General features: G+C 33.5%; 17 protein-coding genes. 3 read left to right on the forward strand and 14 right to left on the reverse strand.

What is annotated here, in order from left to right; all coding sequences use genetic code 11:
- Positions 1-5: 5 nt before the first annotated feature.
- The 12 genes from DMB68_RS17910 to DMB68_RS23410 form a co-directional block, all read right to left on the reverse strand.
- Positions 6-221 carry a hypothetical protein gene (locus DMB68_RS17910; RefSeq protein WP_110347992.1) on the reverse strand — a complete coding sequence of 72 codons (216 nt, stop codon included), beginning with the start codon at positions 219-221 and terminating at the stop codon, positions 6-8.
- A 12-nt stretch (positions 222-233) separates the two neighbouring features.
- On the reverse strand, positions 234-644 hold the full coding sequence (locus tag DMB68_RS17915) for a single stranded DNA-binding domain-containing protein (RefSeq protein ID WP_110347993.1): 411 nt from the start codon (positions 642-644) through the stop codon (positions 234-236).
- A gap of 57 nt (positions 645-701) precedes the next feature.
- The gene (locus tag DMB68_RS17920; RefSeq protein ID WP_110347994.1) at positions 702-1,757 is read right to left on the reverse strand and encodes a type I restriction endonuclease; all 1,056 of its coding nucleotides are present in this window, start codon (positions 1,755-1,757) and stop codon (positions 702-704) included.
- A 101-nt stretch (positions 1,758-1,858) separates the two neighbouring features.
- Positions 1,859-2,758, reverse strand: coding sequence for a hypothetical protein (locus DMB68_RS17925; RefSeq protein ID WP_110347995.1), 900 nt, complete (start codon positions 2,756-2,758; stop codon positions 1,859-1,861).
- 4 nt (positions 2,759-2,762) lie between these two features.
- Entirely contained in the window at positions 2,763-4,031 is a 1,269-nt protein-coding gene (locus DMB68_RS17930) for an ABC transporter permease (protein ID WP_110347996.1), read from the reverse strand.
- Between the two features lie 3 nt (positions 4,032-4,034).
- Complete coding sequence (locus DMB68_RS17935; RefSeq protein WP_110347997.1) at positions 4,035-4,430, reverse strand: tellurite resistance TerB family protein; 396 nt, start codon at positions 4,428-4,430, stop codon at positions 4,035-4,037.
- A gap of 2 nt (positions 4,431-4,432) precedes the next feature.
- Positions 4,433-4,654: an excalibur calcium-binding domain-containing protein gene (locus tag DMB68_RS17940; RefSeq protein ID WP_031457373.1), complete on the reverse strand. Its 222-nt coding sequence runs from the start codon at positions 4,652-4,654 to the stop codon at positions 4,433-4,435.
- Positions 4,651-4,875 (reverse strand): DUF4236 domain-containing protein, encoded by a 225-nt coding sequence (locus DMB68_RS23805; RefSeq protein ID WP_110347998.1) that lies wholly within the window; start codon positions 4,873-4,875, stop codon positions 4,651-4,653. The genes DMB68_RS17940 and DMB68_RS23805 overlap by 4 nt, the downstream gene beginning before the upstream one ends.
- 6 nt (positions 4,876-4,881) lie before the next feature.
- Positions 4,882-5,082: a hypothetical protein gene (locus DMB68_RS17950; RefSeq protein WP_110347999.1), complete on the reverse strand. Its 201-nt coding sequence runs from the start codon at positions 5,080-5,082 to the stop codon at positions 4,882-4,884.
- A gap of 143 nt (positions 5,083-5,225) precedes the next feature.
- Positions 5,226-5,894 carry a response regulator gene (locus DMB68_RS17955; RefSeq protein WP_110348000.1) on the reverse strand — a complete coding sequence of 223 codons (669 nt, stop codon included), beginning with the start codon at positions 5,892-5,894 and terminating at the stop codon, positions 5,226-5,228.
- Between the two features lie 6 nt (positions 5,895-5,900).
- The gene (locus DMB68_RS17960; RefSeq protein WP_110348001.1) at positions 5,901-7,370 is read right to left on the reverse strand and encodes a tetratricopeptide repeat-containing sensor histidine kinase; all 1,470 of its coding nucleotides are present in this window, start codon (positions 7,368-7,370) and stop codon (positions 5,901-5,903) included.
- Positions 7,371-7,666: 296 nt separating this feature from the next.
- Positions 7,667-7,825: a hypothetical protein gene (locus tag DMB68_RS23410; RefSeq protein ID WP_165830165.1), complete on the reverse strand. Its 159-nt coding sequence runs from the start codon at positions 7,823-7,825 to the stop codon at positions 7,667-7,669.
- Between the two features lie 364 nt (positions 7,826-8,189).
- On the opposite strand from DMB68_RS23410, the gene DMB68_RS17970 reads away from it, so the two are divergent.
- The 3 genes from DMB68_RS17970 to DMB68_RS17980 all read left to right on the forward strand — a co-directional run bounded on the left by DMB68_RS17970 (position 8,190) and on the right by DMB68_RS17980 (position 10,349).
- Positions 8,190-9,143, forward strand: a complete 954-nt coding sequence (locus tag DMB68_RS17970) for a hypothetical protein (protein ID WP_124019449.1) — start codon at positions 8,190-8,192, stop codon at positions 9,141-9,143.
- A gap of 160 nt (positions 9,144-9,303) precedes the next feature.
- Positions 9,304-9,729 carry a lipocalin family protein gene (locus DMB68_RS17975; protein ID WP_110348004.1) on the forward strand — a complete coding sequence of 142 codons (426 nt, stop codon included), beginning with the start codon at positions 9,304-9,306 and terminating at the stop codon, positions 9,727-9,729.
- Between the two features lie 209 nt (positions 9,730-9,938).
- The gene (locus DMB68_RS17980) at positions 9,939-10,349 is read left to right on the forward strand and encodes a VOC family protein (protein WP_110348005.1); all 411 of its coding nucleotides are present in this window, start codon (positions 9,939-9,941) and stop codon (positions 10,347-10,349) included.
- A gap of 110 nt (positions 10,350-10,459) precedes the next feature.
- Here the strand turns inward: DMB68_RS17980 and DMB68_RS17985 are convergent, their stop codons facing one another.
- Positions 10,460-11,461, reverse strand: coding sequence for a PorP/SprF family type IX secretion system membrane protein (locus DMB68_RS17985; protein WP_110348006.1), 1,002 nt, complete (start codon positions 11,459-11,461; stop codon positions 10,460-10,462).
- 17 nt (positions 11,462-11,478) lie between these two features.
- The gene (locus tag DMB68_RS17990; protein WP_110348007.1) at positions 11,479-15,873 is read right to left on the reverse strand and encodes a PKD domain-containing protein; all 4,395 of its coding nucleotides are present in this window, start codon (positions 15,871-15,873) and stop codon (positions 11,479-11,481) included.
- Positions 15,874-15,935: the final 62 nt, after the last annotated feature.

Genomic DNA, 15,935 nt, shown 5'->3' on the forward strand with positions numbered 1-15,935 from the left:
CAAATTTAATCTTCCCAACCACAAAGTGTAAGACCATAAGCTTGTGCCTGTTTAATAGTGACTTTTGTAATTTCATGCCTGCAGGCAGTTAATCCCCGGCAGTTTTCCTTATAATGATATTTTTTTGCACCGGTTGGACCACATATATACACATTGTTCTCTAAAGGCTGAAAAGAAGAAAGCGAAACAAACAGCAGGAGTAATAATAAACGATATTTCATTCGAGGCGTTATTTATTTGACAATTAAATGATATTCATTTCTTTTTTTATCAATGGCTTTTAATTTTCCATAAGCAATCCATTCAGTATTGATTTCAATTTCTCCAAGGCTGTCGTTGATTAAAATTCCGGCACCGTATTTTCCTTCAACATTTATATTACCAAAAACCGAATCACCTTTTGCGTTTATTCCTTTTACATCATAATTGTATTCATAATGTTGGGAATATCCTGTTCTGTATTCATATTGATAGGTTTTATCAACATGATACGTTTTGGCTTCTTCGGGTGTAATTGTTTTGCGGTCGTCAGCGGTAATTACTTTTTTGTAAAAGGAATTAATTTGTGGTGGAGGCGGAGCAGATGCTTTTTTACAGGAAAGTGTTGCAAGTACAATAAATAATATTAAGTAGTTTTTTAGCATAAGCAATACATTTTAGAAGATCAAACTTAAATTATTATTTAATGTTAAATGAATAATTTATTCAGTTTCGTAAAGTGCTGCTGTTTCTAATAATTCCTTTTCAAATTCATAAATATCGTCAATGCATGAGATTGATAATTTGGTTTCGCTTTTATTTTGATTGAATAAACTAATATACTTTTTCCCTCCATTTAAATGTAATCTGCATAAAGGTTTACGATTGTTATCATCCAGGAGGATTCCAAAATAAGATTGTGTATCACGGTGAACAATTCTGTTTGTTGGAAGTTTTCGTCTTAAGATTGCAACCACAATTCTGAAACCTTCAAGTTCTTCTTCAGTTGTAATGATTTTATTTTCTTCTTCAATAGTTACAATTTCTTCGTCCTGTTGTTTGATTGTTTCCTTTGTAAGTGCCGCATTAAGACGGTCATTAATTTTTTCGCTGATAAATTGATTTAGTGATTTCTGAACTAAGTCTTTAAATTCATCGACTACCTTTTCAGTCAGTCTTCCTGTATATACTTTATTGGCAAAAAACCGGGTAAAATCATTCGAAGGATTTTCAAGTTCAGCATTGATTTGTTTCTTAATTTCTTTAATGTATTTTAAAGAGCTGGCATTACTTACAATGTTATCTACATTGAAATTAGATTTGTGGAATTTGGTAATTTCATTAATCGTATTTTCTTTAAGATTGGTGATGTCAAATTCCAAAAATGGTTTTTCATCCATTTTATTCGGAGCATCCAAATCAGTAAAAAACTGATAATTGATTCCGTTTGTTAAAAGCGCAAATCGGGTCTTGGTAACATGAAAGTAACGGAATAACTGCGAATTATGAATGGTTAGTTTTTCTTTCCAGCTTTTACATTCTACAATAATGATTGGTTCTCCGTTCTGAAAAATAGCATAATCTACCTTTTCTCCTTTTTTCAAACCTAAATCTGCCGTGAATTCAGGGACTACTTCAAGCGGATTAAAAGCGTCATATCCGAGAACGTGTATAAACGGCAAAACAAAAGCATGTTTGGTAGATTCTTCTGTTTCAATTTTGTTTTTTAGCTGATTGATTTTATCGGCTAATGATTTTAGTTGAATATTGATTTCCATGGTTGTTGGTTTAAATTAATGATTCAAATGTAGAGGCAATTAAAATCAGTATTTTATGGAAATCCGTAAAAGCTGATTGTAAAATTTTAATTAAAATCGATTCAGGATTTCTTTTCTAATATGAAATCCTTGATAATTTTTTCCATGTTTGAAGGCAGATCAGCATTTTTAATTTCAAAATGTTTGATTTTCATTTCGGTAAACCATTTTGTCCAATAGGCTTTTATTACTTTTTCTTCATAAGGATTATTTTGGTTCGGATTAATTCCTAAAACCAAAACTTCCAGATTAGATAAATCATCGCTGGCTTTAATAAAACCAAAATTCTTTTCATTGAAATTTTTCTCCCAGTCTTTGGTATTTAAATTATTTTTTCGAATCCATTCGGGAGTAATGTAGGATGTCCGGTTTTCTTCTTTCATTATCGTATTGTCATAAAACAGGTAGCCATCCGTCAGTATAACAAGAATATTTCGATCATCGTTTTCTATGCATTGATCTTTTACTTTAGTATCAAAAAAACTCCAGATGTCAGAGCCGACAAAGTTGTTATCCTTTATAGCAGATTCATATATTTTTGAAGTCTGTGAAGCATAATTTGCATTGATGGAATTCAGTAAATCCTTTGAAGCGTTATTTTTATCAATAACAATTTTTAACTTCTGTGAAATTGAATTGACATCAGGATCTTTGGGTTCAGGATTAAAAAATAATTGCATTTTATCATCAATCTGCCTTATCCTTTTTGATTTTAAATGCTCTGTAAAAGCTTCTGAAACCGATTTTATATATCCTAAATCTCTTTGATAGTATTCCATAGTTGGGTTAGGATTTTTCTGGATGCTAATTCTGTCTGATAAATCAAGTAGTATACTAATATTATAATTTTCGGATTTAGTATTTTTAGAGCTAACTTCTTCTTTGCCTTCAGGTTCTTGTTTGCATGAAAATGTCAAAATGAGTAATGATGATATGGTAAATATTTTTAGAATAGTATTCATAAGATTAGTTTTTAGAATATACCAAATGCTGAAAGTCAGGATCAACTAAGTTTAATTTGCTAAGATGTTCTTCGGAGTGAAGCTCACAGCTTTCCAAAAGTTCTGTTTTTTCTTTATGTGCCAAAGCAATTTCGGTATTTATGGCCTGAAACCATCCTTCTTTGTATTGATGATGATAATGCAGGTATTCTTTTACAGGAAATACAAATCCATCAATTTTAGACTGGAGTTCTGAAATCCTTCCGTTTGCAGTCACAATCTGCTGTTTGAAATCATTAATCTTATTGATATATTCTGCTTTCAGTTTCTCTAAATCAGTCAAATTTTCTTTTTTTCCTCTTATAAAGGCTCTGATTTTATCAATGTTTTCAAACTCTTTCATTACGAAATCAAAAACAAGTCCCCAAATAATATAGACTACAAAACCTGCAAAAATGATCATCCAGAATTCGGCTTCACCCAAGGCAATATTTAAGTTGTAAGGAGCAGAATCTGTGGTTTTATTGAATTCATAAATCTTTTTTTCGATTTGATACGCTAATAGCGCATCAAATAAAAAGGTGGTGACAAAAAGGGCAATCATTCTGAAAACATTTTTGATACCTTTTCCTTTTTGTACCATATGGATTACATAGCCTAATCCCATAAAAACAAACGGAATTGTTACGACTAAAACTCCTTCAAGCCAGCTCGCTTTAAAAGAGTTTGTTAAGGCATCGGCATCAAAAATGGCAGCCGTTAGACTATCATTTGAGAATTCTTTGAAAAATGCAGAATAAGATGCCGAAATGTAAAATACTAAAACATAAAGTGTAATAGGGAGGAGCAAAAACAAGCCGATATAAAACTGTGCTTTCAAACCTTTGCCATCCTCAATTCCAAATTTATCAGGATTGCGTTTTACTTCGATAATTTCATTTTTTATCTGATCTGCAGATTCATTGATATCCTGCTCCTTCTTTTCGTAAATTCCAATTGCAGCTTCACACTTTTTGAGCTCTGTGCGATTCTTTTCCTGTTCTTCCCTGTAAGGCTGTTTTAGCCTGTCCTGCTCTAATTTTTGCTTTCGGCATTGATCTTCAAAGCTCATATATAAGTTTTGTAAACATGCTTTTAGTACAATTGGTTTGCCTGTTGCTTTTATTGAAGCAGCGAAACCGCTCTGATAATACGTAATTCTGATTTGTTCTCTGTCTTCTTCATTTTCTTCGAAAAGGTTAGAAGAAGAATCTGTGGATTTTTTTAAACTAAATAATTGTGAAAGTGTTTTCATAACTTAAGCGTTTAGTTGACTAATAATTTCTTCTTTACCAATGTTTTTCTGGACGCAATCGATCAGATAGTCAGACAAATCATTGATGTTTTCTTCAACGAAATCGAATTTTCTGCAATATTTTCTAAGCATATTCAATTCGTCATCCGTTACTTTTCCGTCAGCCCAGATAATTCTTGCCAGATCATACAGATACTCAATTTTTGTAGCTAAGGCTTCCGGAACTATAAAATCGGCATTGACTGGATTTAAAAAGAGCTTGTCAAGTTCTTCTTTTGGAATTCCTCTTTCATCTGCAAAATGATACAGCATTTGAAGTTCCAAAACATCAAAGTGATCATCTGATAGTGCCATTTGATATAATCTTAAAAAATGGCTTTTAAGTTCTAGTGTTATCATGTTTATTTCTTTAAGTTTTCACAGGCAATACCATCACCGTCAGAATCTAAGTTTTTGTAGCAGCTTTTATTATTGTCATATGCGGATTGTGCTTGTTCCTGATTTGCGAAATCACCACAAGTTTTTGTTGGACAATCTGAATTTGAATCTGATGAACAAGAAATTGAAAATGCTATTACTGTAAAAACTGCAAGTAGAATTATTATAAGTTTATTATGTTTCATTTTATTTGATAAATTAAAAATGTTAAAAGTCCTGTGAATATGAATAGTACAAAACATCCGCTATTTTGGTATTTTAATCCAGGGATGCCTGTTTTTACAGAATAGCCGGATTTGCTAAATGTTCCCATCTTTGTTCTTAAACTTGGAGAAATCCCGGATTTACTAACATTTAATCCGAGTCCGCCTCCAAGCTTAATTCTTTTTTGAAATCGAAAGCCCATGACAGATTAGCTTGTATGACAGGCACTGCAACAAGTTTTGCAGCCGTTTGATTTGGAATACGTTTTTTTTGCTTCTGTAACAGCTGGTTTACAATCTGAAAATTGCCCCAGAGATTTTCTGTTTGATGGTAAATAGATACAGTCTGAAGTATGAACTTCATGATCTCCATTTAATTGGGCATTGTTGTTTACATAATAATTTTTCATGGTGTTAAATTTTAATTGATTTGATATTTCAAACTTAAACCTATTTTAAATCAGTGTTTTACGGAAAACCATAATCCGTAAATTTTAAATTTAGGAAATAAAAAAAGCCCCCGAAGGAGCTTAAAAAGTAAAATAATGAAGAATTAAATAATCCCCATATCTTTTGTAATCGAAACCAAATGAACGGTATTATTTGCTTTAAAAAAGTCCTTGAGTTTAGAGAGTCTTTTTTCGATGGCGCTTTTGCTGTTGGGTTTGATATCGGTACTTTTAAAAATTTCTATGATTTCATCCTGCGAGGTACCGGCAGATAAATATTTTAAAATTTTAATATCGACATCATCCATTTCGTAGTTGTTTTTTTCCTGTAGTGCAGAAGCCACTTCCGGAGAAATAAATTTTTGATCCGATGTCGAAATGAGATGAATCGCTTTCTTTAGTTCTTCAATACTGTTTAGGCCTTTGAGCACAAAACCATCAATTTGAGCATCATCAAAAAGAGATTTTATACGATAGTTTTTATCTTCGACAGAATACGCTATGATTTTAATGGCGGGCTGTAATTCACGAACTTTTTGAATGAGTTCGTCGCCACTGGTAATTTTTACTTCTCTGTGATCTGTTTTAAATGAAAGATCGCTGATCAATAAATCATACGGTTCATTTTGATGGATTGCAGCACGCATTTTTAGAAACGCTTCATCACAATATTTAGAATGTTGAAAATTGACAATCTCCAAATCTTTCAGGACTTGCTGAATTCCTAAATTCATAGCATCAAGGTCTTCGGCTATTATTACTTTTTTAAACATAGGCTTTTATTTGGGCAGTGTTATTTTTGCTTTAAAACCTTTATCAGGCTGAGTGTCAAAAGTAATAGTTCCTTTTGTGGCCAGAATACGGTTTTCCATATTTTGTAAACCATTTTTTATAATTTTTGATTTGTCACAGCCTTTTCCGTTATCTGTATAATCTATAATTACGGAATTTAATTTACTGTCAAATTTTATAACGACCAAACGAGCCTCGCTATGTTTTTTCATGTTGACCATTAATTCCTGCAATACTCGGTAGATAGTAACCTTTTTTTCGTATTCAATGCTATCCCAGTTTACCTTTTCAATATTTGTAATAATGACATTTGTAATGCTGCTATTATAAGTCGAAAGCATTTCTTTTAAATTAACAGAATAATTGGATCCCGTGTCTACGTTGCTATTCTCTCTCGAAATACCGCGAACCCGGGAATAAATATGATTAAGTTTTTGCAATAGGGTTTCTTTACTGTTTTCAGAAGTTAAAGGCTGGGTTTGTGTGTAAGTAATAGCATGAAAAACATCATTTGCCAGTTCGTCGTGAATATCTTTGGCAATTCTGGTTTCAGTGGCATAAGCTGTTTTGAATTCTACAAGCCGGGTTTTGTTTTGATGCCGCTTTATTAAATAAGCGATTAAACAGAAAAGAGAAGCGATGCCTATTGTCAAAAAGATTCTTTGATATTCAGCTTTTTGAAGTGCCAATGAATCTTCTGCTTTTTCTAAGCGCAGTTTTTGATTTTCATCTTTTTCTTTTTTAGAATCGTATTTTATTTTGGCAAATTTGTTCTTATAATTATTGCGAATTTTAATAATACTGTCATTGAGGAAAACATATTTTTGGGCATATTCTCCAGTTTTTGTTCCAGAATCATTAGAAATTATAAAAGACAGTGCCTTTAAGCGTTCATCTATACTATTAAATTTTGTAGCAATTTGATAAGCAGATTCGGCATATTGATTCGAATTTTCAGGTTCTGTATTTGAATAATATTCGGCTAAATGTAAATTGCTTTCAATACTTCCATAAAGATCTTCATTTTGTTCTCTCATTTTGTAACCTTCATTCATTAATAAAAGTCCTTTTTTATTCAGTCCTTTTTTGAAATAAGCATAACCTAAATTGTCTAAAACTCTTGCTTTGTTACTTTTAAGAAATTTATTGTCTAATGTTTTTGTGTGAATGATACGCTCTAAAAGACTAATTGCTTTGTCATATTTCTTTTGAAGAATATATACAACTGCAATATTATTTAGGGCACCTAATTTTGAAACGGGATCGGAACAATCTTTTAAGGCTTGTTCATAATAATAAATGGCATCGGTGTAGATTGAAAGTTCTTTGTCAGCAATACCAAAAAAATTATTGATGGAAGCACTGTAAATGTCTTTCTTTTTAATCAGAGGTAAGGCTTCAGTGAGGGTTTCTTTGCTTCCATAATAATCACCATTTATTTGCTGAATGGTAGCCATTTGAATAAGAATGTAAATAACGTTGGCGGTGTCTTTTAAGGTTTCATATGCTATTTTAGATTTATTAAAATGATAAAAAGCAAAATTGAATTTTTTTTTCTCAAAATTTTCTATTGCTTTTTCTTTGAAACTTATAGCTTCTTTTTTTATAGGTGATTTATTAACAGTAATAATTGTCTCTTCCTTACAAGAAAAAAGAAAAAGAAAAATAATGAAACAAAAAAACGGGGACCGTAGCATAAAACTTACTTTCCCCGAATTTAACAATAAATTATAGATTAATGATTATTTGAATACTATTTTGGTGGAGGTACCACAATAACCTGATCACCTGGGCCTTCGGCATAAGTTGCCATTTCTTTTTTGATAATCTGAGTTTCAAATGTATCTGTAATCGAGGAAAACAGATTAGTAGACAATAGCGCAAACGCTCCCAATAAAAATAAATTTTTCATGTTTTTGGATTTAAAAAATTGACATGGGTATTGCTGTCCGGAACTTTTCCGGATCTTGTTTTCAATACCAAATTGTGTTTGGGAAGTGAAGTGCGCAGAACAGTAAGATTTTATCTATACTTCCCGGATAAATTCCGTCTTACGGTTTTCCGCACTTTTAATTGAACTAGTTTTGTACATTTGTTTTGACCTGCAGATCAAAACGTTAACTGATTCTGATGAGGCAAAGTAACAACCATTGAAAAGCTAAATTGATATGGAATTCCGGGACGTCCTGAAAAGTCTTTTTGAATCCAATAAATACCTGAGAAGTCCCGAGAAATCCTAAGTTGGCCTGAAAAAAAAAATATAAAAAGAGATGCCTATGCTTAACAATACTTTAAATGAAGATGATTATAAAGAAGCAGTTAGAAGTAAATATGAGAAAGAAAAGGACGGTATTTATTCTAATTATTTAGGTACTCCTTCACAAGCAAATCTGAGGGATTTATGTTGGAAAATTTTTAAATCTGGTAATACATCAGAAGATGATTTAGCAGTATATAATGACTTTTTTAAATTTGAGTTTGATGGGAAAAATGAAAATACTTCTCCCAGTTATACCAATAGTTTTAAAAAACTGGGAAAATTTTTTAGAAGAGAAACGAAACCAGCAAAAATTGATACTATAAATTTTGCCGCAGTTTTAGTTGATTTTGAATTTAGACCTTTTGGGAAGTTTAAAAAATATTACAATAATGATCAAAAAAATAGCGAAGAAGAAAATTTGATGGATGAACCAAAAGCTGTTGTTGAACCTGAACTAGAAAGAAGTGTTATAAATGATGTTGATAGGTCACAGCCAAATAATTTGAATGATGAAATAGGTTTTATAAAAAATCCTGAATCATTAAATTTTGTCGGTAATGTTAAGAGTAAATTTTTTGAAAAACTATTTAAAAAATCAAAGTCTACTATAATAATTACTTTGGTTATGTTTTTTCTAATAGGCGGAGTAATCTATTTCGCCTTTATCAAGAAACATTGTATGCAATGGTCAGGCGATCATTATGAAGAAGTCAGCTGTGATTTGGAAGTTCAGGGAATAGGAACGTACATTTCTGTTGAACCTTTGGATGAAAGAGTAATTCATCTTAAAAAAATTAAGGTTTCGGATACAACTACTTTTTTTAAAAATGGAGAAGCAATCATATGGTATGCAAAAGTGGGTGATCGTGTAGAATTTTTTACCACACATGGCAGGCATCCTGAGAATAATAAACCCTTAAAGCCGGTAACTCAGTATATTATTGATAAATATGTTAAACAGAAGGAATAGTGTTTTGTTGGTTTATTCTCTGATAATTTAACATAAAATTACGATTTAATCAGATAAACGGCAATTATGTAAGTTATTTTTGAAATTATGAAACTGATTTGAGTGTCATGAATGTAAATTCGTAATTATAAAATCAAATTTAATTTTAAAAACAACAAACATGAAAACGAGAAATTTTTTATACGTATTAACACTAAGTTTTGGATTATTAGCAGCTACATCTTGTAGCAATGAAGATAATGAAGGAGAAACAGTCGTGCCAATCCAGGGAACATATGAGCTAAGCAAGGTAGGAACAGCAGATGCTAATGGAAATAATGAGGTATTAGTTGATGCTCCGCAAAATGCAGCAGGATGTAGTAAAGATTATTTAGAACTAAAATTGAGCAATGTTGCAGTTATGGGAGATTATAGCGGTGAGAGCTGTAACAAAACAGAAACAACGGGAACTTATGTAAGATCTCATAATGATTTAACCATTACTGTTGGTACTACAGCTACAACAAGCGATATCATGAATCTTACTAACAAAGAACTAAAATTAAAAGATAAAGTTACTGGTATAATTACAGTTTATACAAGATAATAATATCTAATTAAATATCTGATTCTGCCTGAATTGGATTTGAAAACGGAAATGACTAATATGAGTTATTTCCGTTTTTTTATTCATAAAACTATGCATACTAAAATTATCGGATGGTGAGAATATTTTTATGCGAGAAATGAGTGATTTAAAATAAACGGATTTTGATTATATTTAGTCAAGGTTTTGATAACTAAAAACAGTAAATCATGGAACATCAAAAAAATAAAACAGAAAGTTTAGAACCAAAAGTAACAGGCATTGGCGGAATTTTCTTTTTCTCAGACAATCCAAAGGACACGAAAGACTGGTATGCTAAAAATTTAGGTTTTGAAATCAGTGAGTGGGGTACTTCGAGTTTTGAATCCAGAAATATACTCAAGCCGGATGAAGTAGAATCTCTTCAGTGGAGTCCTTTCCAAAGAGGAGATGAGTATTTTTCTCCGTCCAAAAAAGATTTTATGATCAATTACCGTGTCCAGAATATTGAAGGTTTGTTGACTCAACTGAAAGAAAACGGAGTCACCATACTTGATGACATTGTAACTTATGATTATGGTAAATTTGTGCACATTATGGATGCTGAAGGCAATAAACTTGAACTATGGGAACCTGCATAGTAAAAAAGTATCATTAAATTAATGGAGCTATTTGCCTCATATAAAAAATTTAAAAACCTCTCAAAATTTATTCTGAGAGGTTTTTTATATCCAAACAGATCGTTTGGTAATTAATTATCGCCGTAATTTGGGCATCCAAAACATTTACGGCTCAGATCAAACTGATAGGTTAATGAAAGTTCATAAACACCTCCTGTTCTTCCTATTTTAGTAGTATTGAGGTCATATGAAAGCCCTAGTCGTAAATGCTCGTATTGTAATCCTGTAAAAAAGTTGACAGAAGTAAGTAATTCATTGTTCATTCCGTTTTTAGCAGGATTTGTAACGAAAGTTGTCCCAAAAAACATTTTTTCGAATAAGATCGAAGCGCCTAAATCAAATCGGTTATATCGCCCTTGCTGCATGTAGTTTGAAGTAAAAAACATTTTAGTTTCATATGGAAAAAATAATACATCAATATAATCAGCTACCAGAAATTCATATCCGCTGGTTAGCGAGAAAAACGTGTTTAAAGGCAGGTTACCGTTTGCACTCAGGGCAATATTTGGTCGGTTGAGGTGTTTCATCGAAAGGCCAATCCAAAGATCATCGGTATTGAAAACCATACCGGCAGATACATCAAAAAAAGTAACCCTGTCATTGGCCAGCAAAGGATCAACCGAAGTTGGATTATTCGGACCGTTTAAGTTAATCTGATCTTCCAGTAATAAATTACCAAAGGCAAATGATTTTAAGCCAAAACCGGCTTCAATACCCGGTCTGAATGTCCAGGTATCATTTATCCTTACCCTGTAGGCGTAATTGGCATTGACTTGAGTATAATTATATTTGGAAGCGTTTTCTCTCTGGTTTAAAATATTTACACCAATACCACTATTAAGCTTATCGCTCCAGGTATTTACAAAGGCATAATCTGTATCGACGCTTAAGTCTAATTCAGGCCATTGTTCACGATGGATAATTCCGGCATAGGTAGTTTCCATAAAACCGGTAAAACCTGGGTTTAACGTTTCGGGAACTAAAAAATATTGTGTAAAAATAGGATCCTGTGCTCTTGTTTTGGTATAAAAACAACATGTTATCAGTATAACAACTAGTAATTTTAATCTCATTTTTTAATCTGTTGCTTTTATTTAATTAATGTTAGTGATCCTTTTTCGGTTATGGTATGGTTGTAGAAAGTTTTGGCCGTTATCCTAAAATAGTAATTGCCGTTTTCAGCATCCAGATCTTTAATTTTTCCTCTCCAGCCATGAATGTTTACTCCGGTTTCCGTATAAATAATACCTCCCCATGTGTCATAAATATCCAGGGTTACATTGTTCAGTCCTTTAAATACCGGTGCAAAGGAATCGTTTGTTCCGTCATTATTCGGCGTAAAGGCATTTGGCATAATCAGGGTGTATCCTTTTTCCACAAGAATACTTGTTTCATAAGAATACTGGCATCCAAAAGGATAATTCACAACTTGTTTGATTGTATAGGTACCTTCTCTGGTATAAATATGTTCGGGACTTGTTTCTGTAGAAAAATTACCGTCTCCAAAATCCCATGATGTACTTGTAAAATCACCCGTAGCTAAATTTGTAAATTTAACCGGGTCGTAAATAGCATAAAGGTCAAACATCTCTTTTCCGTAAGAAGTGGTAGAAAAGTTGGCTACACCCAAAACAGGTTTGTTGACATTGTGTGACACATCCATAGTACAACCAAAACTATCGGTAACGGTAAAAATGATTAATCCTTTATTATCGGTTTTCATTATTTCACCATTAACACCGGAAACAACTCCGTCTGACCATTTTAAAGTATATGGCGGAATCCCCCCTTTAACATGTCCTACGAATGTCTGATCCACAAATCGGGTTTCACAGTTAAAATCAGTTAAAACTTCGATTGTAGGAGTAAGCTGTTCAAATCGGATAATTTTAAAGGTATCTGATTTTTTACAACCCCTTGAATCGGTTACCGTAACAGTATAATTGTCGGGAGTAAGCTGGTTTAAGTCTTCAGTTCGTGCACCATTAGACCAGGAATAAGTATAAGGGGCCGTACCTCCTGTAACAATAAGATCTATAACGCCGGTATTTGCTTTAACACAATCAAGTGGGTTTGAAACATCTCCTCTTATTTTTAATTCAAGTGGATCAGTAACGATATATTCGGCCTTTATAAAACATAATTTTGCATCGGTAATTTTTACTTCATAGCGGCCTGGACCAAGGTTATTTCGTTCAATTCCGGCTGTTGAGCCATCACTCCATTCTAATTTAAGAGGAGCCTGACCACCAACAAGATTGAGTCGGATGTGCGCATCATTTGCCCCGTGGCAGGAAATGTCTTTAAAATCCGGATTAATTTCAAAAACCGGCGCATTGTTAACCGTTATAGGAAAATCTTTCGGACATCCCAAGGCATCAGTAATGGTAATTAAATAGTTTCCGGCAGACAAATTAGATTGTTCCATTCCGGTTCCTAAATTGCTCCATTTTATAATATACGGATCGCCGGTTGCAAAAGGAACACCACCGGTAATACCATTAATTTTGATTACTCCGTCCCTAATGCTGTAACAAGTTAAGTGAGTAACGGAATAATCTAATTTAATTTCAGGGTTTTGAAGTATTTCAACTCTCAGTGGAACTGTACAGCCTGAATTATCCGTAACCGTTAAATTATAAGTTCCGGCATACAGGTCTCTTGGATTTTGAAGATTACTTCTAAAATTGTTTGGACCTGTCCAGTTATAACGATGAGGAAGTCTTCCCCCTGATGAACTTACTTTAATTTCACCAGTATTATATCCGTAGCATAAAACATCAACCTGGCTTTCCCATTTTACTTCCAGCAATGGTGGTTCGATAATGGTAAAACTGGTTCCTGTAAGTTCGCCACAATTATTGGCTTCTGTTATTTTTACCTGATAAACCCCTTTTTCCAAATTGTTTAGGTTTCCGGAATTAACAGGATATGAACTTCCATCTTTTGTCCAGACAAAATTATAAGGAGGTGTCCCGCCTGCTACAGAGGTATTAATGGTTCCGTTTTTTGATTCAAAACAGGTTATGTCATTTTTGCTTTCTCCTGTAATTCTGAATTCTCCAGGCTCTGGAACATAATAAGTTCTTATGAAAGGACATTTGGCACCATCATCGATAACTTTCAGGGTATAGGATCCAAATTTTAAATTAGAGATGTTTTTATCCGTGCTTGTAAAATTATTAGGGCCAGTCCATGAAAACTTGTACAGATCTCCGGTTGAGAATGGAATACCGCCACTCACACTATTTAACGTAATAGAACCATCCCCATATCCAAAACAAGTAGCACCTTTAATAGTTTCAACTACATTTATGAGTGGGTTAACAGTAACCGTAACTGTAAAATCAGGTCCAGGACAGGATGAGGATAAGGGTGATACAGTATAGGTTACCGTTGCAGGACTGGCAGTATTATTTATCAGGGTCTGACTAATACTCGTTCTGGGACTCGATTGTGCACTTGCACCGCTTACAGCACCGGGAGGAGAAACTACAGGAGTTGACCATACATAAGTAGTTCCCGATGGGACATTATCTGTTGTCCCGTTGCTGGCAGGTACAACTTGAAAAGAATTACCACTGCATATTTCTGTTGTTTTTGGAGTGATTACTGGTGAAAGCACCATATCGACAGAAAACCTTTGTGGAGGTGTTGTTGTTGTACCACAGCTATTCGTAACACTAAAAGTAACTTCGTAGTTGCCAGTTTTAGTATAATTAATTGCTCCCGGATTTAGAGATGTAGAAGTTGCTGGCGTACCTCCCGGAAAACTCCATAAGTATGTAATTTCTGAAGCAGGAGAGCAAGTTTCTTCGACTATTCCTACTGGATAAATCGTTGCCGTTTTACAAAAATCTGAAATTGGTTTTAAGGTAATAACTGGTTTCTTTTTTACCTGTATTATTTTTTGAATAGATCTTGGAGGATATATTCCACACGAGTTCCAAGCCGCTAGCGTTACATAATAAGTACCCGGTGTGACAAAATTGAAAACCGGATTTTTTGATGATGAGTTAGAGCCAGGAGCATAATCCCATTGTCCTCTTTGTGATCCGGGATATGTTTCTTTACCACAGAATCCTGGCGTATAAAAATCAACTGACCAGCTGTAATTTTCTGCACCACAACTTAAACTCGTGTCAGTCATATTGGTCATTTGAATATTATTGTTAGCACAAGCATTACCAAAAGTAAAGTCAGGGCGTAATATTGGTTCTACACATATTTGTTGTGAAGGAGGAGTGATTCCAACACCACAAGGTGTTGTTGCCTTTAGAGTGACGTTATATTTTCCAGGTGTTCTATAGACGTGATAAGGATTAACATCTCTGGATACTGGTGTTCCGTCTCCAAAATCCCAGGTATAAACATTCTGGGGATCACATCCATTATTATAACCGGCAATGGTAGTATTGTAGAATTGCACACCTGTATCAACGCATGCTACACGCTGAACATTGAAACTTATTACCGGAACATCTAAAATAATAATGCGTTCGGCAGTAAGTTCAGTTTGTCCACAACTTGTCTCTATAATCAGGGTTACTTTACTTCCACCCGTGTCACAATTAGCTCTAGCGTATTTATGAGGAATAGGGAAGTTTTGTGAAGCCTGAGGATTTGCAGCATTATAGTAAACAGAACCTTCTAGTTGTGCCTGAGTATATGTGTCAGTTGGACTACCATCTCCATAATTAACACGATACTTAGTGTCAGAAGGGTTAAGTGCCCACGATCCAATTGCAAAAGGTAATGGTTCAACTGGAATACATAAATTAGTTGTATTTCCCGGAGCGATAAGTGCACCAATCGGGTTATTGGAGTTTTTAACTACATAAGTGACAGAGTTATTACAGTTATTATTTCCTATTGCTGTAATCACCATATTATAGGAACCTAATTTTTGATATTCATGACTTGCTGGGAAAGTTACACCTGTCTGCGTGCTGCCATCTCCCCAGTTAACATTATAAGATGTTACACAGGAAGCAGAAGCAGAACTGTTTCCTACATTAATAGTGTATTTTGGATTCGAGTTATTATCCCCGCATCTTTCAAAAGGTTTATTAGAACCCGGAGCATTACGGTCAGTAAATTTTAAATCGGGTTTTTCTTTTACAGAAACATCTTTCATAATCGAATTTTCCTGACCAGTACCATCTGTAACAGTTAGTTTTACCTTAAAAATTTTATTTCCGCAGCCAACCGCTGTAAAGCTATGACTTGGATTCATTTCAGTAGAAATTGTTCCGTCTCCAAAATCCCATTTATAAGAAAAAGGAGCACTGCCGGTTACTATTGGTGTAAACGTTACAGGAGTTCCTGAGCAGGCACCATCATTAGTAAAACTAAAATCTACGCCTGGAGCTATAAAATTGCTGAAATTTTTATAAGTAAAATTATTTCTATCGTTATGGTTAAAACTATAGGCTGTAGAAATGATTAAAACAAAAAGTAATGTTAAGAAGTAAAGTTTCTTCATGTAGTATAATTCGGTTATTTTCGGCGGTAAAAGTATGTGTTTTTTTTTAATCAAAGAAAGAT

Source organism: Flavobacterium hydrophilum, assembly GCF_003202405.1.
In the GTDB taxonomy this organism is placed as follows: Bacteria; Bacteroidota; Bacteroidia; order Flavobacteriales; family Flavobacteriaceae; genus Flavobacterium; species Flavobacterium hydrophilum.